The 22,120-nt window shown below is 31.0% G+C and carries 21 protein-coding genes and 1 CRISPR repeat array; of the genes, 7 read left to right on the top strand and 14 right to left on the bottom strand.

What is annotated here, in order from left to right:
- Nucleotides 1-79: 79 nt before the first annotated feature.
- Genes CVIC12175_RS02765 through CVIC12175_RS02755 form a run of 3 tightly spaced genes read left to right on the top strand, consistent with a single transcriptional unit; the run spans nt 80 to nt 2,334 of the window.
- Nucleotides 80-565, top strand: a complete 486-nt coding sequence (locus CVIC12175_RS02765; RefSeq protein WP_086256793.1) for a GNAT family N-acetyltransferase — start codon at nt 80-82, stop codon at nt 563-565.
- Nucleotides 566-580: 15 nt separating this feature from the next.
- Entirely contained in the window at nt 581-1,201 is a 621-nt protein-coding gene (locus CVIC12175_RS02760; RefSeq protein WP_086256794.1) for a uracil-DNA glycosylase family protein, read from the top strand.
- Nucleotides 1,198-2,334 carry a hypothetical protein gene (locus CVIC12175_RS02755; RefSeq protein WP_086256795.1) on the top strand — a complete coding sequence of 379 codons (1,137 nt, stop codon included), beginning with the start codon at nt 1,198-1,200 and terminating at the stop codon, nt 2,332-2,334. Before CVIC12175_RS02760 ends, CVIC12175_RS02755 begins: the two co-directional genes overlap by 4 nt.
- Nucleotides 2,335-2,360: 26 nt before the next feature.
- On the opposite strand, the gene CVIC12175_RS02750 is transcribed toward CVIC12175_RS02755, so the two are convergent.
- From CVIC12175_RS02750 to CVIC12175_RS02720, 7 genes are read right to left on the bottom strand one after another with little or no spacing between them, the layout of a single operon-like run.
- On the bottom strand, nt 2,361-2,765 hold the full coding sequence (locus CVIC12175_RS02750) for a YbgC/FadM family acyl-CoA thioesterase (protein ID WP_086256796.1): 405 nt from the start codon (nt 2,763-2,765) through the stop codon (nt 2,361-2,363).
- A complete protein-coding gene (locus tag CVIC12175_RS02745) occupies nt 2,765-3,238 on the bottom strand; it encodes a DUF4149 domain-containing protein (protein WP_086248485.1) in 474 nt (157 codons plus the stop codon). The genes CVIC12175_RS02750 and CVIC12175_RS02745 overlap by 1 nt, the downstream gene beginning before the upstream one ends.
- Nucleotides 3,238-4,029 carry a peptide chain release factor N(5)-glutamine methyltransferase gene (gene prmC, locus CVIC12175_RS02740; RefSeq protein ID WP_086256797.1) on the bottom strand — a complete coding sequence of 264 codons (792 nt, stop codon included), beginning with the start codon at nt 4,027-4,029 and terminating at the stop codon, nt 3,238-3,240. Before prmC ends, CVIC12175_RS02745 begins: the two co-directional genes overlap by 1 nt.
- Complete coding sequence (locus CVIC12175_RS02735; protein ID WP_086256798.1) at nt 4,016-5,212, bottom strand: M48 family metallopeptidase; 1,197 nt, start codon at nt 5,210-5,212, stop codon at nt 4,016-4,018. Before CVIC12175_RS02735 ends, prmC begins: the two co-directional genes overlap by 14 nt.
- Before the next feature lie 8 nt (nt 5,213-5,220).
- Nucleotides 5,221-6,600, bottom strand: a complete 1,380-nt coding sequence (locus tag CVIC12175_RS02730; protein ID WP_086256799.1) for a sodium-dependent transporter — start codon at nt 6,598-6,600, stop codon at nt 5,221-5,223.
- Nucleotides 6,601-6,609: 9 nt separating this feature from the next.
- The gene (gene abc-f, locus CVIC12175_RS02725) at nt 6,610-8,538 is read right to left on the bottom strand and encodes a ribosomal protection-like ABC-F family protein (RefSeq protein WP_086254084.1); all 1,929 of its coding nucleotides are present in this window, start codon (nt 8,536-8,538) and stop codon (nt 6,610-6,612) included.
- A gap of 8 nt (nt 8,539-8,546) precedes the next feature.
- Nucleotides 8,547-9,842, bottom strand: coding sequence for an MFS transporter (locus tag CVIC12175_RS02720; protein WP_086256800.1), 1,296 nt, complete (start codon nt 9,840-9,842; stop codon nt 8,547-8,549).
- 186 nt (nt 9,843-10,028) lie between these two features.
- On the opposite strand from CVIC12175_RS02720, the gene CVIC12175_RS02715 reads away from it, so the two are divergent.
- On the top strand, nt 10,029-10,625 hold the full coding sequence (locus CVIC12175_RS02715; protein WP_180380651.1) for a M48 family metallopeptidase: 597 nt from the start codon (nt 10,029-10,031) through the stop codon (nt 10,623-10,625).
- Here CVIC12175_RS02715 and CVIC12175_RS02710 read toward each other — a convergent pair.
- The 7 genes from CVIC12175_RS02710 to cas9 all read right to left on the bottom strand — a co-directional run bounded on the left by CVIC12175_RS02710 (nt 10,615) and on the right by cas9 (nt 19,776).
- Nucleotides 10,615-11,481 carry a carbon-nitrogen hydrolase gene (locus CVIC12175_RS02710; protein ID WP_086256802.1) on the bottom strand — a complete coding sequence of 289 codons (867 nt, stop codon included), beginning with the start codon at nt 11,479-11,481 and terminating at the stop codon, nt 10,615-10,617. The genes CVIC12175_RS02715 and CVIC12175_RS02710 overlap by 11 nt on opposite strands.
- A complete protein-coding gene (locus CVIC12175_RS02705; RefSeq protein ID WP_180380658.1) occupies nt 11,481-12,452 on the bottom strand; it encodes an agmatine deiminase family protein in 972 nt (323 codons plus the stop codon). Before CVIC12175_RS02705 ends, CVIC12175_RS02710 begins: the two co-directional genes overlap by 1 nt.
- Before the next feature lie 223 nt (nt 12,453-12,675).
- Nucleotides 12,676-13,464 (bottom strand): flagellar basal-body rod protein FlgG, encoded by a 789-nt coding sequence (flgG, locus tag CVIC12175_RS02700; protein WP_086256803.1) that lies wholly within the window; start codon nt 13,462-13,464, stop codon nt 12,676-12,678.
- A gap of 11 nt (nt 13,465-13,475) precedes the next feature.
- A complete protein-coding gene (locus CVIC12175_RS02695; RefSeq protein ID WP_086254147.1) occupies nt 13,476-14,291 on the bottom strand; it encodes a flagellar hook-basal body protein in 816 nt (271 codons plus the stop codon).
- A 125-nt stretch (nt 14,292-14,416) separates the two neighbouring features.
- Nucleotides 14,417-15,045: direct repeats of the CRISPR family, unit length 36 nt; unit sequence GCTATAAGAACCCCCTTAGTTTCTATATGTTATAAT.
- Between the two features lie 178 nt (nt 15,046-15,223).
- Nucleotides 15,224-15,553 carry a CRISPR-associated endonuclease Cas2 gene (gene cas2 / locus CVIC12175_RS02690; RefSeq protein ID WP_086229221.1) on the bottom strand — a complete coding sequence of 110 codons (330 nt, stop codon included), beginning with the start codon at nt 15,551-15,553 and terminating at the stop codon, nt 15,224-15,226.
- 2 nt (nt 15,554-15,555) lie between these two features.
- Complete coding sequence (gene cas1, locus CVIC12175_RS02685; protein WP_086302450.1) at nt 15,556-16,464, bottom strand: type II CRISPR-associated endonuclease Cas1; 909 nt, start codon at nt 16,462-16,464, stop codon at nt 15,556-15,558.
- A complete protein-coding gene (gene cas9, locus CVIC12175_RS02680) occupies nt 16,465-19,776 on the bottom strand; it encodes a type II CRISPR RNA-guided endonuclease Cas9 (protein ID WP_086315836.1) in 3,312 nt (1,103 codons plus the stop codon). It abuts the gene before it with no gap.
- Nucleotides 19,777-19,932: 156 nt separating this feature from the next.
- On the opposite strand from cas9, the gene CVIC12175_RS02675 reads away from it, so the two are divergent.
- Genes CVIC12175_RS02675 through CVIC12175_RS02665 form a run of 3 tightly spaced genes read left to right on the top strand, consistent with a single transcriptional unit; the run spans nt 19,933 to nt 22,111 of the window.
- Nucleotides 19,933-20,652, top strand: a complete 720-nt coding sequence (locus tag CVIC12175_RS02675) for an amino acid ABC transporter permease (RefSeq protein ID WP_086315835.1) — start codon at nt 19,933-19,935, stop codon at nt 20,650-20,652.
- Entirely contained in the window at nt 20,645-21,373 is a 729-nt protein-coding gene (locus tag CVIC12175_RS02670; protein WP_086255435.1) for an amino acid ABC transporter ATP-binding protein, read from the top strand. The genes CVIC12175_RS02675 and CVIC12175_RS02670 overlap by 8 nt, the downstream gene beginning before the upstream one ends.
- A 12-nt stretch (nt 21,374-21,385) precedes the next feature.
- Nucleotides 21,386-22,111, top strand: a complete 726-nt coding sequence (locus CVIC12175_RS02665) for a basic amino acid ABC transporter substrate-binding protein (protein WP_086302452.1) — start codon at nt 21,386-21,388, stop codon at nt 22,109-22,111.
- Nucleotides 22,112-22,120 lie beyond the last annotated feature (9 nt).

The raw sequence follows: 22,120 nt of genomic DNA, 5'->3' as shown, positions 1-22,120 counted from the left end.
ATATTTAAATTAATTTTTTTCAAATTCAGCTCTAAATTGCTATAATCTTGCTCATAATTTTAAATCAAAGGCAAAATTAATGTATCAAATAAGACTAGCTACAAAAGATGATATAGATGATATAATTACTCTAGTAAAAGAGCTTGCTAGCTACGAAAAGATGAGCGATAAAGTTACATTTAGCAATGAACAATTTAGCACCTCAATATTTAAAAATAATTATGCTAAAATCTTAGTTTGTGAATATAAAAATGATATTATAGGTTATGCCATATATTTTTATACATTTTCAAGCTTTTTAGGTCGTGGCGGGATATATCTTGAAGATCTTTATGTAAAATCTGAATTTCGCAATCAAGGAATTGGTAAGAAATTTCTAGCTACACTTGCTCAAATTTGCATAGATGAAAATTTAGGCAGATTAGAGTGGGAGTGTCTGACATGGAATGAGCCAAGTTTGGCATTTTATTATAAATTAGGCGCAAAAAATAGAGATGAGTTTTTTCATCTTAGAGTTGATGGTAAAGAGCTTGAGAATTTAGCAAATTTATTAAAGATTAAATAGCTTTTTGGTAATATAATGGATAAAAATTGTAGTATTTATGAGCTTGAAATGCTTCGTGCGATGGGGTTTAGATTCATTGGAAATGATCAACTCACAAAAGCTAAGCGTATTGAGTTTGACTCGCTAAATTCGCTAAATTCGCAGATAAAAAGCTGCAATCTTTGCCAGTTGTGCAAAAGTAGAAACAAAGCAGTAGTAGGCAGCGGCGATCTTGATAATGGGATTGTTTTTATCTTTGAGAGTCCGGATATTAAAAGCGATCAAAGTGGAGTATGCACCCAGACTGCTTCACTAGCAAAATATCTACAAATGGCTGATATTGATAGTAGTAAGCTCTATTTTACTTACATTTTAAAATGTATCAATAAAACAACCGATCCAAGATATATAGAGATTTGTTCAAAATTTTTTGAGCTAGAACTTAGGATTATATCGCCTAAATTTATAGTAAGTTTTGGAGAAAATTGCTTTAATTATTTAGCCAAAAGTAGCTCATTTGATAGCCATAGAGGTGGAATATACAGACTTAAAAACTCACTATATCTACCTACTTTTGATAGTAATTGGATTGACAAAAATCCTAGCAAAGCTAGTGAATTTATAACGGATTTAAAAAAAATTAAAGGATATATATGAAAAATTTGATTATAGCTTTTTTTATAACTTGTATGATTTTTATTCAAGTAAATGCACAAAATAGATGTGATAAAGCTTGTTTAAAAGAGTTATCTAATGGAGTAGATTTTATTCAATTTATATATAATCCGCTCACAATTAAAGAACCGATTAAAAGCTATTATGCAGATATCAAAAAACTTTTAATTATTCCTGAAATAGAGATTGGTCGCAAAGATATTAAAATTGCTTTAATAATCCCACAAAATGTAATAAAAAGCTACTCTGTAGTAGTAAGTGATTCAGTTTTTGCTTATATTTTCAAGCGTGATATTGGCTCGCATATTGAGATATTTTATAGTGGTGATGAGAGCAAAGATAGCCTAAACTCAGCCATACAAAGGGCAAAAAGTGCTGGATTTGAGCATTTTATAGCCCCAATTACTACAAATGGTTTATCTGTTATAAATAGTAGTGATTATGATGATTTAATATTTTATATCCCTACTATAAATATTAAAACAGTTCAAAATCCAAATCCGAATTTATTTTTTGGTGGGATTGATTATGAAGCACAAATTCAAAAGCTATTAACAAAAGCTAACCATAAAATAACCGCATTTGGCGATGGTAGTAGAGTCTCAGATATGCTAAATAATCTAGTTGCTAATAACACAAATGAACCATATATTAAGAATATAGAAGGTAGTGATATAAAGCTAAATTTCTTAAAAAATAATTATAAGGTTAAAAATAGCTCTATATTTTTAAATACTCCATTAATTAAAAGCGCACTACTTAGTTCGCAATTTAGAGTATTTGAGCTTACACCTCACATACTACTCTCAACTCAGCTTAACTATAATAGCGCTTTAATCAGCCTTACTCAAAGTGGTGATCGTAAAAATATGTATATTGCTAACTCCATAATGACTCCTGATAGTCAGCTAGAGACACTTAGTGCAATTTTGGGCGAAAAGCTTGATTATGATTGGGTAGCTTACTCTACAATGATTGGAATGGATTTTATATATCTAAACTACATAAACAAAAGCGCAAAAGCTATCTTTAAAGAAGAGATGCAAAATAATCAAATACAATACAATATAAATATTATGCGTACTGGAAATTATGGATTTTATTTTGATGAGTAGTAATAGGTAAATCCTATTACTTAGTTTTAATATTCATTTAACTGGCCAAAAACTCTAGCAAATTCTGGCTCAAGTCTAGAGAGCTTTCCATCGCTAATAAATCCTACTACAACCTTCGCACGAAATATCAATTCACGCTCGCACTCTCCTTTAATGTTTGCTACTTTATATATATCTTGAGCCAGGGTCAAACTTACACCACCAACCTTGACAAGCTTGGTTTGAACATCTAATATATCACCTAAAACAGCAGGTTTTAAATAGTGCGCTTCAAGCTTTGTAACTACAAAATGGCGGCTATCATTAAATTCAATTCCAGAAGCAAATACTATCTCGCTTCTAGCACGCTCACAAAATTTAATATAATTGCTATGATATACTATCCCGCCACTATCTGTATCTTCATAATAAATTCTAACCCTTAATCCCATTAACTCTCCTTACGCACCCTAATAAAAAATAATACCACTTGAGCCAACATCATTGCTTTCATCACAAATTCACTAGCTTTATGCATACTAGCAAATTCAGCCGTAGCAGTCGCTTCAGCTCCTATTTTTTGTGCATCAAGAATATATGGAGTAAAGTAAAACACAAATGCCATAGCCAAAAGAGTTATAATAAGTGCCAAGAAAAATGCACTAATTTTATAATTAAAACTCTCGCTATTTTTTAAATTAACAATCTCAAAAAGAAAAATTAGCGATGAGATAAATATCAACATCACATTATATTTTAAAAATACCTGTGTCATTAATTGACCGCTTTGATAGTGACTCAAAACTCCTTCGCCAATATATTGCGATGGATAAAATATCACAGGTGCCATAAATATCCCAATAGCAAGTTCAGCACCAATACAAATACCAAGCAAAAGCAGATAAAAACTTCTAAATTTAACCATTATTTTCCTTTATTATAAGCTACAAATCCACGATCTAATCCAGCTAGATCAGTATAAAACTCACTTTGAAAATCAAGCTTATCAAGATAATTTTTCATAGATTCTCTTTGATCATAACCCATTTCACAAATTAGATATTTAGCTCTAGATTTTGCTAGATTAATAATATCTTTTAATATCTCATCACCAATTTGACCGCCTATTAATGCTGTTTTTGGCTCACTCAAAACCCATTTATCCAGCAGATAATTGGCTGCTATATATGGTGGATTAGAGATAATAATATCAAAATCACCATTAACTTTATCAAGATAATTTGACTCTATTAGCTCTATATCGACTTGAAATTTATCTTTATTAATCTTAGCATACTTAAGTGCATCTGAACTAATATCAGTAGCAATTATTTTAGCATTTTTAAGCTCTAAAGCTAAAGATATACTAATAATTCCACTCCCAACGCCAATCTCAGCAATCCTTGGCGAATTAAATTTACTAGCTATCTCTAAAGCTTTTTCTACTAAAATCTCAGTCTCAAATCTTGGGATTAAAACTCCCTGCCCTACCTCAAAATCTCTTCCCATAAACTCACAACAACCAAAAATATACTCTAATGGCTCTCCATTTTTATATCTATCTAAAAGCGTTATAAATTCATCTTTTTTGGCAAGTTCATCATTTAGATGTAAAAATATCCACTCCTTGCTTTTTTTTAAATGAAATTCCATTAGCAAGTAAGCAAAACGATTACCAAATTTCTTAGCTAAACTCAACCCATCACAAATTCTCAAGACGCTTTAGCCTCTCAAATAGAGTTGGATGTGAATGATATACAAAACTATAAAATGGATGCGAAAGAGGAAAAGATTTATTTTCTTTACCAAGTTTTTTAAGAGCTGATATCATATACTCTTTATTAGTTTTATTAGCACCAAATTCATCAGCACCAAATTCATGAGATCTAGAAAATGTCGATATCAAAGGCTCTACAACTACCATAAAAAGCGAAGAGTAAAGCAAGAAAAAGACAAATAATCCACCACCGCTTTGTTCCAATCCAAGCGCAGTATAGGCACTAACTGGAATATTGCCAAAAATTGCAAAAAAACCAAATAAAACTACACTCATTAAAACTATATTCTTAACTATATCTTTATGCTTAAAATGACCAAGTTCATGGCCAAGAACTGCTATAATCTCATTTTTATCTAGCTTATTTATCAATGTATCAAATAATACTACCCTCTTAGTCGCTCCAAGACCACCAAAATAAGCATTTAATCTATTATCTCTTTTGCTAGCATCCATACTATATATACCACTACTTTTAAATCCGCATGAGTTTAATAGATCATTTATGGCTAAATTTAACTCATCATTTTGCAGTGGAGTAATCTTATTAAATATTGGAGCAATAATTGTCGGATATATCAAATTTACTAGCAAAATTAATCCAAAACTAATCGCAAAAGCCCATATCCACCAGCTCTGTCCTAAAAACTCATAGCAATTTAATAAAATCCATGAAACTCCAAACCCAAATACAAAAATCATTATTATAGTTTTAATAAAATCCATAGCAAAAAGCCCAACTGTGCTATTGCAAAAGCCAAATTTCTTATCCATTACAAATTTACTATATATCTCAAAAGGTAGGTTAATTACTACCCCAATGACTAAAAATAAAGCCACAAGCAAAGCATCTCTTACTACAACTATCTCTATACCGCTAAGACTAGAAGCCAAAGCACTAGCGCCCCATACGCTCCATATAGCTACAGTAATAAATAGAAAAATATTATGAATTATCTCAAATTTTTGCTTTTGTATTGCTACGATTGCGGCATTATGAAATTCTGCTTCAGGCAATACTACTGGTTCTTTACATCTTTTAATGTAATTTATCTGTAAGATACTCAAAACCACTCTATAAATTGTAAATAAAGCATACAAAGTAATTAAAATTTCAAGCATAAAAAAACTCACTTTAAAAAATTATCATAAAAACTACTAATAAATACAACTAAGATTATAAATGGAATTACAAATTTAACATAATAAAACCACATATTTACAATAGTTTTTGAACTTTTTGTTCCATACATTATTTCAGCTTTAGCCTCATCTTTTAGCACCCAACCAACAAAAAGCGCACAAAATAGCGAAGTTAGCACAAAAAATATAGTAGCACTAATAGCATCATAAGCATCAAATATATTTTTACCAAAAATTGTAATATCTGATAGTATATTTGTCGCCATCAAAGAAGGGATATTGCCAACTACAAAAATCACGCTAAGTACTAACACAATAGCATTATGGCGTTTAATTTTAAATTTCTCTTCTAAAACAGTAATAATAACCTCATAAATTGGTAACGAAGTAGTAAGTGCTGCAATCATAAGTAGCCCAAAAAACGCAATAGCCATAATCTGACCAGCAAACATATTAGAAAATACTATTGGTAAGCTCTTAAATACCAAACTTGGTCCACTATCAGGAGAAATTCCAAAAGTAAATAAAGATGGAAATATCATAAATCCAGCTACTACGGCAATTACGGTATTTACAATCCCAGTAATTACTGAGGTTTTTATAAGATCCTCATCCTTTCTTAAAAAGCTAGAAAGTGTAATCATAACCCCAAATCCAAGCGATAATGCAAAGAAAACTTGACCTAAAACATCGATAAATAGCTTCATAGTTATTTTACTAAAATCAGGCGTAAGATAGAATTTAATACCTTCAATAGCTCCATCAAGCGTGATATTTCTAGCAACCATAGCTAGCATTAATATAAATAGTAATGGCATTAGATATTTAGCGGCCTTTTCTATTCCATCTACTGCACCTTTTACTAATATAATATAATTAATAAGCACAAAAATAGCTGTCATAATAGCAATAGCAAGTGGCGAATTAATAATATTTGTCTCATAAAACTCAGCTGTTACAGCAGCACTAATTGGCTGTGAAATATCAAATCCACCAACAATAATATTATATATATAATCTAACACCCAACCGCCAATTACCATATAATACGCCATAATACCAAAGGCACCACAAATCCCCATCCATCCGACAATTTTCCACAATGGATTTACTTTTTTACCATTTGCGTAACCACCAAATGCATCTACTGAGTTGATATGTAGTCTTCTGCCTATGGCATTTTCAGCCAAAATCATTGGAATACCAATAACAATCATCGCTATACAAAATATAAGAACATAAGCACCACCGCCATTTTGGCCTACTAAATATGGAAAACGCCAAGTAGCACCAAAACCAATAGTAGCACCAGCTACAGCCAAAATATATGTAAGTCTAGAACTCCATGTTTGTCTATTTACAATCATTATTTTTCCTTAATTTTGTGAGAGCTCAAGTACTTCAAAATATTCACTCTCAAGTGAATTTAGCTCGCCTTTTTTCTCTTCAAGCTCTTCAAATAGAGTCTGAAGGCCAATTTTTTGATAAATTTCTGGAGTTGAAAGAGCATGATTTAATTCACTTATTCTACTCTCTAAAGCTTCTATTAGCGCTGGGTGATTTTGTAGAATTTGATTTTGCTTGTAGGTTAGTTTGACTTTAGATGTTTTTTGTTTCTCTTTAGTTTCTATGCTTTGACCTAGCTCTGATTCTATATCGCTTAGCTGATTTAGCTCCTCTTCTATATCTAAGTATTCGCTATACTCCATATAAATTTGCTCGATTTTGCCATTTTCATACGCCCAAAGCTTATTAGTAATCTTATCTATAAAATACCTATCATGGCTTACTATTAATATCGCTCCTTCAAAGCTAAGCAGATACTCCTCTAATATATTAATAGTAGCTATATCAAGATCATTTGTTGGTTCATCTAAAATTAAACAATCATATTCTTTAGTAAAAAGAAGGGCTAAAGCTAGGCGATTTTTTTCTCCGCCACTTAGTACGCCCACAGGTTTGTCTAAAAACTCCTTTGGAAATAAGAAATTTTTAAGATATCCGTACACATGATAATTTCTTCCACGAACCATTATATGATCGCCGCCATTTGGACAAAATAGTTCAATTAAAGACTTATCATCGCTAATACTCTTTCTGCTTTGATCAAAATATCCAATTTTAATCTCACCACGATTTATCACACCGCTATCAGCTTCTAATTCACCTAGCAAAATCTTTAGCATAGTAGATTTACCGCTACCATTTCTACCTACTATTCCTATGCGCTCACCCTGTAAAACCCTAGCGTTAAAATCGCTAAAAAGTACCTTATTATCTATAGTTTTAGATAAATTTTTACACTCAAATAGCATCTTTTTGCGATTTTGATTTAATCCACCACCATTAAAACTCTTACTAGCTCTTTCTAGCTCTAGTTTAACTCTTCTAATTAATCCTGGATTTTTCTTAGCCTCCTCACGCATCGCTAAGATTCTTTGTTTTCTACCTTCATTGCGTTTTAGCCTTGCTTTTACACCGCGTCTTAACCACTCTTCTTCGCTTTTTAAATTTTTTATTAGCGTCTCGTGAGATTTAGCTAAGCTTCTTAGAATTTCCTCTTTTTTGGTTAGATAATTAGCATATCCTCCATCAAAACTTCTTAATGCTCCATCTTCAATCTCAACTGAACGAGTAGCAAGCCTATCGATAAAATATCTATCGTGACTAATAAATACAATTGTTTGATTAGAGGCTAATAATAGCTCTTCAAGGAATCTTACCATATATACATCAAGGTGATTGGTCGGCTCATCAAGTAAAAGTACATCTGGTTTTTTTAATATTAAAGCACCAAGTGCTACTCTGCGTATCTCTCCGCCGCTTAAGCTATTTACAAGTCTATTTTCATACTCTCTAAGGCCAAAACTATCTAAAATTCTCTCAATTTTATTCTCTATATTCCAACCATCTTTAGACTCAATAAACTTAACAAGCTCATCTTGACGATGAAGTAATTCAGGATTATCATGCTCATTGCTTATTTTAGCTAAAACTTTCTCATACTCATCTCTAGCATCAAATATCTCTTTTAATTCATAATTTAATGCATCTTTTACGCTTAAATTATCATTAAATTTAGGTGATTGAGCTAACATCTCTATGCTTATTGAGTTTTGCCTTATCACTCTACCGCTATCAATCTCGCACTCTCCACGCAAGATCTTCATTAATGTACTCTTACCGCCACCATTTTTACCTATTATGGCGATTCTTTCTTTTTCATTTACATTAAAATTTGTCTCATTTAAAATAATTTTATCGCCAAATTTTTTACTAACTTCTATAAGATCAATAAGAGCCATATCAATTCCTATATGTTAAGATCTTTGCGTCTAAGCATAAACCATATACTACAACCAACAGCTATAAAGCCAAGAACCACCATATAATACGCCAAATACATAGGGTCAAATTTAAATACCATAGCAGTAGCAAATGGAGTAGTAACACCACCGGCTATAGCATAAGCAATATTATAAGCAAATGAAATCCCACTAAATCTAAGTTTATTAGGAAATATTGCAATCATTAAAAATGGCGCTCCACATGGGCCAACACAGGCTAATAAACCACTAAGTAAATAAAGCCCTAGCACCATCTCAAAACTCGCCCCACTATAAAGCGCATCAAAATAGGCATAAACACTAATTGAAAATAATAAAGCCAATACTAAAGTAGTTTTAGCAATACCATATTTATCACTTAATCTACCATAAATAAAACAACCAAAACATAAAAGAACTATAGCGCCCATCTGCATATATATAGTTGTAAGACGTCCTAACTCAACTCCATCAGCGTTAAATGCCTTAGGCATAAAATTTGGCATTAAAAGTATAAGAACAACAATACATCCAGTTAAAACCCAGGTGATAAGCATAGATGCGATACTATCAATTTTATGAAATTTAAATACAGATTTTAAAGGAATTTTATCAAGTTCATTTCTCTCTTGCATCTCTTTAAATACCGGGGTTTCACTTAAATATCTTCTAAGATATATAGATATAATCCCAAAAACACCACCTAAAATAAATGGTAATCTCCACATTCCATCTCTAATCTCATTATCACTCCAAATATCTTTAACAATCATAGTAACAAAACTACCAAGCAAGATACCAGCTACAACTGCGGCTGTAAGGACGCTTACGCTAGTATATAGCTTTCCACGAGGTGCATGCTCACTAACAAACACCCACGCTCCAGGAAGCTCTCCGCCAATTGCAATACCTTGTAAAATTCTAATAATAACTAAAATAATTGGTGCTAAATATCCAATACTTTCAAATGTTGGCATAATACCTAATAAAAATGTAGGAATAACCATAAGCAAAATAGAGAGCATAAACATATTTTTACGGCCATTTTTATCTCCAAAATGAGCCATAATAATCCCGCCAAGTGGCCTAGCTAAATATCCAGCAGCAAAGGTACCATATGTATTAAAAATAGCCCAAAATGGATCTAAATCAGTCGGAAAAAATAGTAATGATATATAAGAAGCAAAAAATACAAAGATAATAAAATCATAAAACTCAAGCATTCCACCAAGAGATGAAAGCCCCAAAATTCTAATGTCTGATCTACTAAATGATCTAGCCATCTTATTCCTTATTTAAAAAATTAAATCTAGTATTATACAAAAACATTGCTAAAATAGAGTTTAATAATAAAATCAAATACTATTTGTTTAAAAAATATTTAAATTTAAAACTTAAATTTGAATATTTTTTAATAAATATAGCAATAATTTAGATAAAATCTTGAAATTTAATCTTAAGGAATTAGCTTGATAGAGTATAAGGGTTTTAAAATAGAATATAGTAAAAAACGGGTAAAATATCTACGCTTAAAGATTACTAAAGCTGGTGATATTAAACTAGTAGCTCCACTCAATGCAAGTAAATTTCAAATAGAAAGCTTTATCTCATCTCATACTAAATGGATAGAAAAAACCCTATCAAAAATTCCAAAAACAGACCCAAACTCCATAAAATTTCTAGGTAAAAGCTATCAAATTCAAATTTCACCAGATTTTAAAATTATTGATAATCAAATATTTACACCAGATATTCAAACTTTTACAAACTACGCAAATAGCATATTAAAAGATCTAATAAACCAGTATATAAATATATATAATCCTAAAATAAATAGACCTATAAATGCCATAAGAATCAAAAAGATGAACACAAGGTGGGGGAGCTGCAATAGCAAAAAAGGCTATTTAAACTTTAGCACAAATTTAATTCAAAAAGATATCAAATTTATCGAATATGTAGTCCTTCATGAACTAGCGCACCTTATCTACCCACACCACCAAAAGGAGTTTTATGATTTTATCTTCTCTTTAATGCCTGATTTTAAATCCAGACTTAATCTATAAATCTCTTTGTTATATCGCCATAGGCTTCAATTCTTCTATCACGCAAAAATGGCCACCATCGACGAACTTGCTCGCATTTTTGCATATCTATATCTACTATTTGAACAATCTCATCGGTTGAATTTGATCTAAACAGCTCTACGCCTTGTGCATCAAAAACAAAGCTATTGCCCCAAAATCTAATCCCGCCACCACTCTCATCGCTCTCAAAACCTACACGATTAACTGCAATCACTGGTAAGCTATTGGCTACAGCATGACCTCTTTGGACTGCTACCCAAGCCTCTAATTGAGCTGATTTTGTCGCTTCATCATCAGAGTCAAACCAGCCAATTGCCGTTGGATATATAAGCATTTTAGCTCCATTTAATGCCATCAATCTAGCAGCTTCAGGATACCACTGATCCCAACAAACCAAAACCCCAATTCTACCAAGACTAGTATCAATTGGCTTAAATCCTAAATCCCCAGGCGTAAAATAGAATTTTTCATAAAAATTTGGATCATCTGGGATATGCATTTTTCTATATATTCCAGCCTCTCTTCCATCAGTATCAAATACAACAGCAGTATTATGATACAGCCCCTCAGTTCGCTTCTCAAATAGCGAAGTTACTAGCACTATATTGCACTCTTTAGCCACGCTACTCCAATATTTTTTATCCTCTTTATAATTAATAGCTAAATCAAATTTATCCACATTTTCATCTTGACAAAAATATGCTCCTTGATGAAATTCTTGAAGCACTACAAGCTGCGCTCCACTGCTAGCAGCTTCTTTTATCATTTGAGTAGTGCGTTTAATCGTGCTATCTTTATCCCCATAATATTTATGCGCTATTAATGCTACTTTCATTATATATTCCTTTTATATCTATTTTGACTAGAGCAGTGAAGGCTACCATTTTGTCTAATAAACACTCTACTATCTACGCCTATTATATCTTTATTAGGCAAGGCACTTTTAAGAGCATTTATAGCATACTCATCAGCCTCTTTATCTCCATATGTAGGCACTATGATGGCACCATTTATAAAGATAAAATTACAATATGTAGCGCCAAGTCTTTTGCCTTCATAAATTACAGGTTTTGGCAATGGTAGAGCTACAAGATTAAACCCAGCTGCTTCAAGCTCTTGCTTCATTAAATTTAACTCTTCATAATGCTCATCACTCTTATCATCACAAGCTGCATAAGCTACTGTATTTTTATCAATAAATCTAGCTAGAGTATCTACATGACTATCAGTATCATCGCCTTTTATAAATCCATGATTTAACCAAACTATCTTATTTAAACCAAATAGATCTTTTAGCTTTATCTCAAGCTCATCCTTACTAAGTCTATTTCTATTATCATTTAGCAAACACTCAGTAGTTGTAAGCATCACTCCATCGCCATTAAAATCGATACTACCACCTTCTAAAATCAGATCAATCTCTTCTAATTTAGTTCCAAAATGCTCAAATAATTTTTTATTTACTACATCATCTTTGCTACTGCTAAATTTACCGCCCCAAGCGTTAAATTTAAAATCATAGCTAATAATCTCATCGCCACGCCTAACATCAATAGCACCATAATCTCTAATCCAAGTATCATCAGTATCAATTTGCAAAAACTCGCAATTATCAAATTTTTTAAATCTATCAAAATAGCTTAAATTTGGCGCTATTAATAGCACTTTTTGATATTTGCTAACTGCTCTTACTAACTCTTCATAACTATCTAAAATTTCATCTAAATACTCAGCCCAGTCGCTATTAATATGCGGAATACTAAGCATCAAAAGCTCTTGATCTTCCCACTCTCCAAAGGCTCTAATTTTATCTGAATTTAACATGATAATTCCCTTAATTAAATCATTGAGTATAACAAAAAAGATTTTAAAGTCCAATAAACTATAATTCAATTTGCTTAATTTATGATATTATCTAACCTACATTATAGAAATTTAAAGATATAAATATTAAATAATTTAAATGAGAAATTAAAAATCAGCAAAAGCCCTTAAAAAGGGCTTTTATAATAAATATTAATCAGCTATATTAACGCTTTAACTGATTTACAGTTTGGAGCATCTCATCACTTGTTGTAATTGCTTTAGAATTTGCCTCATATGCTCTTTGGCCTGTGATTAGATCTGTCATCTCTTCAACAAGCTGAACATTACTCATCTCTACAAACCCTTGCTTAATCTGACCAAATCCATCCTCTCCACCATTACCAATATTTGGCGCACCGCTTGCTGCTGTTTCTAAAAAGTTATTATCTCCCATAGCATGAAGTCCAGCTGGATTTATAAAGCTTGCCAGCTCTATTTGTCCTATTTGCGTCATCTCTTCATTGCCTGGTTGAAGTACAGATATAGTTCCATCAATCCCGACAGATATCTCAATTGCATCAGCTGGAATAGTCATCTCTGGCAAAAGTCTATATCCATCACTATTTACTATATTTCCATCACCATCAAGTTTAAATGAGCCATTTCTTGTATATGCTGTTGTTCCATCTGGTAGTTGAACTTGGAAAAATCCATTTCCAGCAATAGTCATATCTAGATTATTTCCAGTCTCTTTAAAGTAACCTTGATTAAACATCTTAGTAATAGCAGTCGGTCTAACGCCAAGACCTACTTCCATACCTGTAGGGCTCATTGTAGTAGCACTTGTAGGCGTACCAGCGTATTGCATTGTTTGATACATTAAATCTGCAAATTCAGCTCTATTTTTCTTATATCCTATTGTATTAACATTTGATATATTGTGCGAAGTTGTATCTATTTGTGTTTGTTGTGCTATCATACCTGTAGCTGCTGTATATAGTGATCTTATCATTATCTTATCCTTTAATTAGCTCTCATTGAAGCTAGTTTATTTATAGCGTCTTGGTTAAGATCGCTCATATGTGTTGTCATTACTTTTTGATACATATCTACCATTCGTTGAGTCTCTATCAAGCTTACCATCTCTTTGACTGGATTGACATTTGATATCTGTGCGTATCCTTGAGAGATTGAGCCGCTTGTAGCATTATCTATAACATCATCCATATTATCAATTTTATAAAGATTATCTCCCTCTTTTTGCAACTCTCTAAGCTCTCTAGGTTGAGCAACATATAGCCTACCTACTGGAACTTGGTTTGAGTATATATTGCCATTACTATCAATAGTCATTGGAGCATCTTGTGGGATTACTATGCCTCTAGTTAATGGCGGCTGAGCTTCATAATTTGCAGGCAAAACTCTATAACCCTCTTTAGTTACCAAATAACCCTCATTATCTAAATTTAAAGAGCCATTTTTAGTCAGTCGCACACCAGCTGGAGTATCTACTACTAAAAATATATCGTTTTTGCCAATAGCTACATCTAAAGGATTATTGGTATGCTTTAAGCCTCCTACTCCAAAATCGGTATAAACTTCATTGATATGAGGAACCCTATTTAGTGTTCTATTTAGAAATTTAGCAGCATCTTTAGTGTGATTTTCTAATGGCAAAGTATCTTTTGTCTCTTTAAATATTCTTTCAAAATCAGCTATTACTACATCATCTTTTTTATATCCGCTAGTATTTACATTAGCAAGATTATTGGTGATGATATCTAAGCGGTTAAACTGCGTCACCATCGCACCAGTCGCTTGATAATATCCATTTTGCATTGTTGCTCCTGCGTTAATTTTATAAGCATTAAGCAAGTTGTGTTCCATATTTGAATTTTAATCATAAAAAACCTTAGTTTCTATATGTTATAATATAGAAAAAGTAAAATATGGTGAATATGCAGGCTATAAGAACCCCCTTAGTTTCTATATGTTATAATAGGGTCTTGATGGTATTTCAAGTGTCCCAAGCTATAAGAACCCCCTTAGTTTCTATATGTTATAATTCAAGACCAGCAAATGTATATACATTTTCAGCTATAAGAACCCCCTTAGTTTCTATATGTTATAATTATTTTTATTTGTTAATTGCCCGTTTGCGGCTATAAGAACCCCCTTAGTTTCTATATGTTATAATCCTTTATTTAGTTTCATTTTTGCTTTTTTGGGCTATAAGAACCCCCTTAGTTTCTATATGTTATAATAATATTTTGATTGCATATACTACTCCTTTGCTATAAGAACCCCCTTAGTTTCTATATGTTATAATAGTGCTGCGCTTTTTATCGTGCGGTTTAACTGCTATAAGAACCCCCTTAGTTTCTATATGTTATAATACAGCTACTACAAGATGTAAAGATTGATAAAGCTATAAGAACCCCCTTAGTTTCTATATGTTATAATTAGGGATAAACATAGATGAATTAGATATAGCTATAAGAACCCCCTTAGTTTCTATATGTTATAATTATGGTAATTTGAATATGTCTAAATATTAGCTATAAGAACCCCCTTAGTTTCTATATGTTATAATAGAAACTTCTTATAGATATGATTTTATGGTATTTTGATTTAAATTTTAATATCTTAATTAAATTTTAAATCAATAAACTGTATAATTTAGGTCTTATAACATATAAAAACTAAGGGCATTCTTATAATAAGATCTTTTTAGATCGCAACCATTTGCCAGGTATATCCTGGCAAAATATTCAAAATTCAAATAAGCTTTTTTCTAAGCTTAGTTTCTCTGTAGAGTTTTTTGGTTCGCCTTTTAATACTACCATATTTGCATACTGCTTTTCAGTGATTGTAATCATTCGCACATTTCCTTTGCTAGGCAATTTAGACTTTATCTTATTAGTAATGACCTCAGCCTTATCATATCCACGCACTATTCTAGCATATACAGAAAATTGCAACATAAAAAATCCACATTTTAAAAGAGAACTTCTAAATTTAGCAGCCTCTTTTCGCTCTTTTTTGCTCCCTACTGGCAAATCAAACATAACCATAATACGCATTAAAATCTCGCTATTCATATCTAAATTAAAAAATCCTTATCTAAAATAGGCATTAAAAGTCTGGTATTTTCTTTGTCTTTAAATACTCTAAGCAAAGATTCAATACTTTGTTCAATTGCAATATCTAGCAAAAATCTTTTACCATCTATTAATATAGTTTTATCAAATATTGATATCAAAAATTTCTTGTGAGTAGAGTCAAATTCGCTATCAATCTCTCCGCTATTTTGCAAATACCAAAACACATAAGCATCTACAAATGGTCTATATGGCTCTATCATATCATCAGCTAAGTTAAAATTATTCAAAAAGGAGTCATGATAAATGCCAATTTGTGGCATTAAGCCCTTAGCTGCTATTGTTCTAGCTATCTTAGATCGCACTAAAGAGTAGCCAAAATTCAACATAGAATTAATAAACCCGCCATCTCTACGCGCAAACTCATCGCCAAATGTAGATAAAAAATATATCCTAGCTCCATAAGCTTCTTTATTATCTTTATCATTTAGCAATACTTTATTGGCTAAATTTTTTAATACATCTACCGAATTTAGGCCAAATATATCTAAAAGATTTGCTTGATTATTTAGCTTGGCTTTTATTATATTTTGCCATAATATTGCTTTTGTTTGATTTTTGCATTTTAACTGAGCTCTTAAATTTAAATTGCCTACAGAGTGAGTGCAAAGTGGCAATAATAAAGTAGTAGGCATATGTGCCTCATCGCATATTATCAAGGTTATACCTTGCCTTGATAGGCAAGATAATAAATTTTGAGAAAAGTAGCTATGGTATGAATCCACCACAATAGAGCTAATAATATCTATCGGTATATTTATAATATCATCACTCTTTTGAAGTAATAAATTTGAATTTTTAATGCTTAATTTAGAATCACTACTCACATAAATATTTAGCTTTTGTGCCACCTATTTATCCTTATTATTTATCTCATTTTGAATTATCTGTGCTGCCTCTTTGGTAAAGTTTTTGCCATTTCTATATACATTGCCTAATATATCTATATCAAGTCGCTCTATGGAATTGCAAACATGTAGTGCTATCTTTCTATTTTTATTGTCATTAATTAAAGGATGGCTTACATCAAAATCAACATTAGATATATTAATACCATCTATATATCTTATATGCTCTTTTTTGCCTTTAGTATATAAAATCAGATCATTTTTATATAGAGTCATTACATACTCAAATCCATTATTGCTTTTTTGATGATCAGTATGTTTTTCTCCTTTTTTTAAAATATCAATTACAGCACTTTTATCATCTTTGATATCATCTCCACTATATACTACGCCTACATGGTATATTCCATCTTTTCTATAGATTAGATATCTATCTTGTCTATCTAAATTTGCCACTCCACCACGCACATATCGCATTCTATTGTCATATTTACTTAGAATACTTATTTTAGCTTTATCAAGGCTTTTGCCATGGAAATATCTATTTAATCCATCTTCATCATTGTTTTTAAGCATAGAGTATAACTCTTTGTTTCTACTATCTTTATCTATTAAATATTCAAAAATAAATTTATCTTCCTTATTTTCTTTAACTGTTTTAGAGATAGCATCTTTTACGCTTACTCTCTTTATTACATACAGATTATCTACATTATTTTTTATTAGATATTCAAATTCGGATTTATCTTTTAATCTTCTATAATTACCATTTTCTTTTAATCTAATTGAGCATATTGTATCCTCATGAACGCTGCGACTATTATGCAATCTATCTACCTTTTTAGATGGAATAATCCACTTTAATCTCTCATTTAAAGTCTCGTTCATATTAACCATAGGCATACTACTATGTAATGCTCTATTTATTCTATCATTTGTATCTTTGCTAAGCTGAGCCAACTCTATTATAGATGAGTTTTTGCTCTGTTTTATTACTTCGCCACTATTTGGCAATACTCTATACTCATTATTTGCTCTTTTAGATATATCGCAGATTGATTTTACCATCCCTTGAGTGCTAAATGCTATTATAACCGCATCTTGAGCGTGATGTGTATGAATATCTCTATCTTTTATATATCTTTGTTCATCTATATTTTTATCACCTATATGCCATAGATTGCGTAAGATATGAGTTAGGCTACCATTTCTTACTTGAACTCTATTTCTTTTTATATTATGATTTTTAATATCTGATATATCGCTGCAATTTCCTTCAAATTTTAAATTCTCTTCTATATAGTTTTTAATAAGCCTACTAGCATATCTAGTCTCATTTAAAGCTCTGGATTTTTCTATATTTTCTATATGTTTTTCAAATTCATCTAGCGTTATTAAAAGATTATCTCTTTTTCTTTTGCTCATTGATTGCGGTATTGAGTTTATATGACTTACAAACCACTCATCATCTAAAAACCCACTTCTTGGAATTCTTTGGCCTTTTAGCTGGTTGCACTCTTTATGAGTTAAAACTTTATTTGTATAACTATCATCGAAGCTTAAAGATAGTGGCAAGATATGATCTATCTCTACTTTATTATCAGCAATATCAGATGAATTTAATTTCATATTACAATATGGACATTGATAATCTTGTTCTATTAATAATCTAGCTTTTAATATATCTTTATTTTTAGCATTTTGGCCAACTATTGCTTTAGCACTTTTTTTATTTTCTTCATTTCGTTTTTGAGACTCGCTATATCTCTTTTTTTCTTTAGTAGTAAGTGGTAAATCTCTTGCAAGTTCAATATTAATCTGATCAAATTTAGCTCCATTTTTAATTAAAGTATTGATTAAGATGATAGCTTGATTTACAATTTTTCTAACTCTTGGATTTTCTTTTTTAATTAATACTTTTAGATATTTACTTTTGATACTATTTGCTTTTATTTTAGATTTATCATCTAGATGTTTTATATACTCATCACATGCTATGGTATAAACATATCCATCTATTAAATATGGCTCAATACCCTTTAAAGCTTTAAGACTTAAATTTGAAGTTCCAGATATCTTATTAAAACATAAATTCAAAATCTCATCTTTTTGGCTATCTGTATAGCTATATTTAGCCAAATGCTGGGCAAATTTCTCTTCACAATGCATAAAGTCTTTATAGATTGCAAAGATGTAAATTAACTCATTTAACTCATCTTCTTTATTATTCATATCATTATAATTATCTATATTTAAAATCTTACAAATATCTTTAAGCATATTTGTAGCTTTATTATCTATAAGTTTTTCTTTATCTTTGGTTGTTATGTTAGATGATAAAATTGAATTTAAATTCTCAAATGTCAATTTACCCTTTTTAATGATAATATTCATAGCATCTATATATAGATTATCTATAGGATCTAGTTGATATTTTTGTATTGTATTATTTATAATTTGAAAAATCATAGATTTAGTAGCTGTAATGCTATTTTTAAAAGCTCTTCTCTCATCTTTTAAAATAGCACAATCGCCAATTATCTCATTTATACTCTTCTCATCAATAGCTGGAGCTTTTAAATTGATAATATCTATAATTTTATCTACAAATTTATCATCTATCTCTTTATAAAATTTACTTTGATATCTTAAAATCTCTCTTGCTTCATACTCTATCATCTCTTTTTGAGCCATAAAGACCACTTGTCCATCACGATTGCGATAAATGCTATTGTGAATATTTTGTACTACATATTGTGCTATTGTTTTTTGATAGCTATTTTTATCTATATCATAACCAAGCAAACTCTTTGTCTTTTGAATTTCATTGATTGTTTTTACACTATCTTTGTTATTGGATTTACTTTTAGAACTTTGCGGAACTGGACCAGATCTATATCCCCTATGCTTTGCTAAATAGTATATGCAAGCAAATATCTGTTTAGGGCTTAACTTTTCTTCTAAAGCTTTAGCACGCAAGATAAATATATCTTTATTTTCAAAATGAAATTTAGCAAAAAACTGCTCTTTATTATAGCTATTATCCAAAAAGCCAATTGATTTAAATTCGTTTTCTATAGCTTTTAAACGCTCTTTTTTGCGTTTATACCTTTGCCTGCTACTTTTGCTATTACGCCAATTTTGGGCTAAAAGCTTTCCGCTTCTATCTTCTGCAACCCCATCAAAAAGTCTAACTCCTAAATCTATAATTTTATTATTACTCTTTTTATCTATCTCATTTTTTGCATCTTGATCAAACTCAACTATAGCCCATCCTATAGATGTTACACCTATATCTAATCCTAATACTCTCATATGCTATCCTTTAAATTATATCTCAATGTTTTATAATATTAAAAACATCATAAATCAACAATAAAAAAGATAATCATATAAAAATCTTAAGCTATAAAAAATTAATTTTAATGTATAATTACAAGTTACTTTAAAATCAAAATAAGGTTTATAAATTTGACCAAATTACTCAATGAAAAATTTTTTAAATTCATCTTTTCTGTTAGTATAATTATTACTGGCGTGTGGCTTACATTTCCTAATGAGCTTACATCAGCACAAAAATCAGCCTACACAAATGCATATTTTACTACTATTATGCTTACTTTTGGCGGGATTAGCATCGGTATTGTTTTGGGCTTTATATTAGCTTTTTTAAAATTCTTAAATATCAAAATTTTATCATTTTTCATAGATGAATATATAGATATTATACGCGGCACTCCTGTATTATTGCAATTGATGATATTTGCTTTTGTTATACTTGCTACGCTTAGCGATAACTTTTATGCAGCTGTGATTGCTTTAGGGCTTAATAGTTCTGCGTATGTCGCTGAGATAGTTCGCAGTGGTATCAATAGTGTCGATCGTGGTCAGATGGAAGCAGCTCGTGCTATGGGGTTAAGCTATAGTGTTTCAATGCGTCTAATTATATTCCCACAAGCGATTAAAAATATTCTACCAGCTCTTGCTAATGAGTTTATAAGCTTATTTAAAGAAACATCTGTAGTAGGATTAATAGGAATATTTGACTTAACAATGCAGAGCAAAAGCTTGCAAGCTACACTATTTACTCCAGAGCCAATTTTATTTGCTGGTGTGGTATATTATGCTAATGTTAAACTATTCTCCGTTATGGCAAAATTATTAGAAAATAGGCTAAATAGACATGATTAAAACAATAAATTTAACAAAAAATTATGGTGATTTATGCGTTTTAAATGGTATAAATACGCAGATAAATAAAGGTGAGGTAGTAGCTGTAATTGGCCCAAGTGGCGGCGGTAAAAGTACATTTTTACGCTGTTTAAATAGATTAGAAGAGCCTACAGATGGAGAGATAATAATAGATGGCCAAAATATCTTAGATAAAAAAGTCAATATTAATAAAATTAGACAAAAAGTAAGCATGGTATTTCAGCATTTTAATCTATTTGCCAATAAAACTGTAATGCAAAATTTAACATTAGCTCCAATTCAAGCCAAATTATGCAGTGAATCTGAGGCAAAAGATAGAGCCATTGAACTTTTAAAAAAAGTTGGCCTGGAATCCAAAGCCGATGTATATCCGCACAAACTAAGTGGCGGCCAAAAACAAAGAATTGCAATCGCTAGAAGCTTAGCTTTAAAACCTGAAGTTATACTATTTGATGAGCCTACAAGTGCCTTAGACCCAGAGATGATTGGCGAGGTTTTATCTATTATGAAAGAAGTTGCAAATGAAGGGCTAACTATGGTTGTAGTAACTCATGAGATGGGATTTGCTAGAAATGTAGCTAGTAGAATATTTTTCATGGATAAAGGTGTAATTGCCGTAGATGGTTGCCCTAAAACAATATTTGAAGATACTACTCATCCAAGACTAAATGAGTTTTTAAACAAAGTACTAAATCACTAATAAAGGAACAAAATGAAGCTACTATTTAAACTTTTAATTAGCATCACTATGCTAATAGTCGCAGCAAATGCTCAAACAATCAAAGTAGGCACAAATGCCACATATCCACCATTTGAATTTGTCAATGAACAAAATCAAATAACTGGTTTTGATATGGATTTAATGGCTGAAATTGCAAAAAAAGTTGGATTTAAATTTGAGATTGTAAATATCTCATTTGACTCTTTAATCCCTGCACTAAAAGCTGGTAAAATAGACATAATCGCAGCTGCTATGAGTGCTACACCAGAGAGATTAAAAGCTGTTGATTTTAGCAAACCATATTATCATACTATGAATTTATTTATCAAAAGAGCTGATAATAAAGAGCTAACTAAATTTGAGCAACTTGAAGGTAAAAAAATCTCAGCTCAGCTTGGCACCGTTCAAGAGATGGCAGCTAGAGAGATTAAAAATGCTCAAGTTATGGCTATTGATGAAATTTTTGGTGCTGTAATGGCGGTTAAAAATGCAAAAGCAGACGCTCTAATCGTAGATAGTTCAATAGGTTATGGATATCTTAAACAAAATCCAGATTTAGTTGAGTTTTTACATCTTCCAGATGGTAGCGAAGGCTTTAGTTTTGCATTTAATAAAGGCAAACACACAGAACTTCAAGCTAAAATTAATGCCGCAATCGATGAGTTAAAAAAAGATGGCACATATGATAAACTTTTAACTAAATATGATTTAAAATAGGAAAATAAA

The organism is Campylobacter vicugnae, assembly GCF_002139875.1.
Taxonomy (GTDB): domain Bacteria; phylum Campylobacterota; class Campylobacteria; order Campylobacterales; family Campylobacteraceae; genus Campylobacter; species Campylobacter vicugnae.
This window is presented reverse-complemented; position numbering and strand designations above follow the sequence as displayed.

Excerpts from the sequence above, each read along its gene's own strand:
- CVIC12175_RS02765 (WP_086256793.1), top strand. The coding sequence starts at position 80 with ATGTATCAAATAAGACTAGCTACAAAAGATGATATAGATGATATAATT.
- CVIC12175_RS02760 (WP_086256794.1), top strand. The coding sequence starts at position 581 with ATGGATAAAAATTGTAGTATTTATGAGCTTGAAATGCTTCGTGCGATG.
- CVIC12175_RS02755 (WP_086256795.1), top strand. The coding sequence starts at position 1,198 with ATGAAAAATTTGATTATAGCTTTTTTTATAACTTGTATGATTTTTATT.
- CVIC12175_RS02750 (WP_086256796.1), bottom strand. The coding sequence starts at position 2,765 with ATGGGATTAAGGGTTAGAATTTATTATGAAGATACAGATAGTGGCGGG.
- CVIC12175_RS02745 (WP_086248485.1), bottom strand. The coding sequence starts at position 3,238 with ATGGTTAAATTTAGAAGTTTTTATCTGCTTTTGCTTGGTATTTGTATT.
- CVIC12175_RS02735 (WP_086256798.1), bottom strand. The coding sequence starts at position 5,212 with ATGCTTGAAATTTTAATTACTTTGTATGCTTTATTTACAATTTATAGA.
- CVIC12175_RS02730 (WP_086256799.1), bottom strand. The coding sequence starts at position 6,600 with ATGATTGTAAATAGACAAACATGGAGTTCTAGACTTACATATATTTTG.
- abc-f (WP_086254084.1), bottom strand. The coding sequence starts at position 8,538 with ATGGCTCTTATTGATCTTATAGAAGTTAGTAAAAAATTTGGCGATAAA.
- CVIC12175_RS02720 (WP_086256800.1), bottom strand. The coding sequence starts at position 9,842 with ATGGCTAGATCATTTAGTAGATCAGACATTAGAATTTTGGGGCTTTCA.
- CVIC12175_RS02710 (WP_086256802.1), bottom strand. The coding sequence starts at position 11,481 with ATGAAAGTAGCATTAATAGCGCATAAATATTATGGGGATAAAGATAGC.
- flgG (WP_086256803.1), bottom strand. The coding sequence starts at position 13,464 with ATGATAAGATCACTATATACAGCAGCTACAGGTATGATAGCACAACAA.
- CVIC12175_RS02695 (WP_086254147.1), bottom strand. The coding sequence starts at position 14,291 with ATGCAAAATGGATATTATCAAGCGACTGGTGCGATGGTGACGCAGTTT.
- cas2 (WP_086229221.1), bottom strand. The coding sequence starts at position 15,553 with ATGAATAGCGAGATTTTAATGCGTATTATGGTTATGTTTGATTTGCCA.
- cas9 (WP_086315836.1), bottom strand. The coding sequence starts at position 19,776 with ATGAGAGTATTAGGATTAGATATAGGTGTAACATCTATAGGATGGGCT.
- CVIC12175_RS02670 (WP_086255435.1), top strand. The coding sequence starts at position 20,645 with ATGATTAAAACAATAAATTTAACAAAAAATTATGGTGATTTATGCGTT.
- CVIC12175_RS02665 (WP_086302452.1), top strand. The coding sequence starts at position 21,386 with ATGAAGCTACTATTTAAACTTTTAATTAGCATCACTATGCTAATAGTC.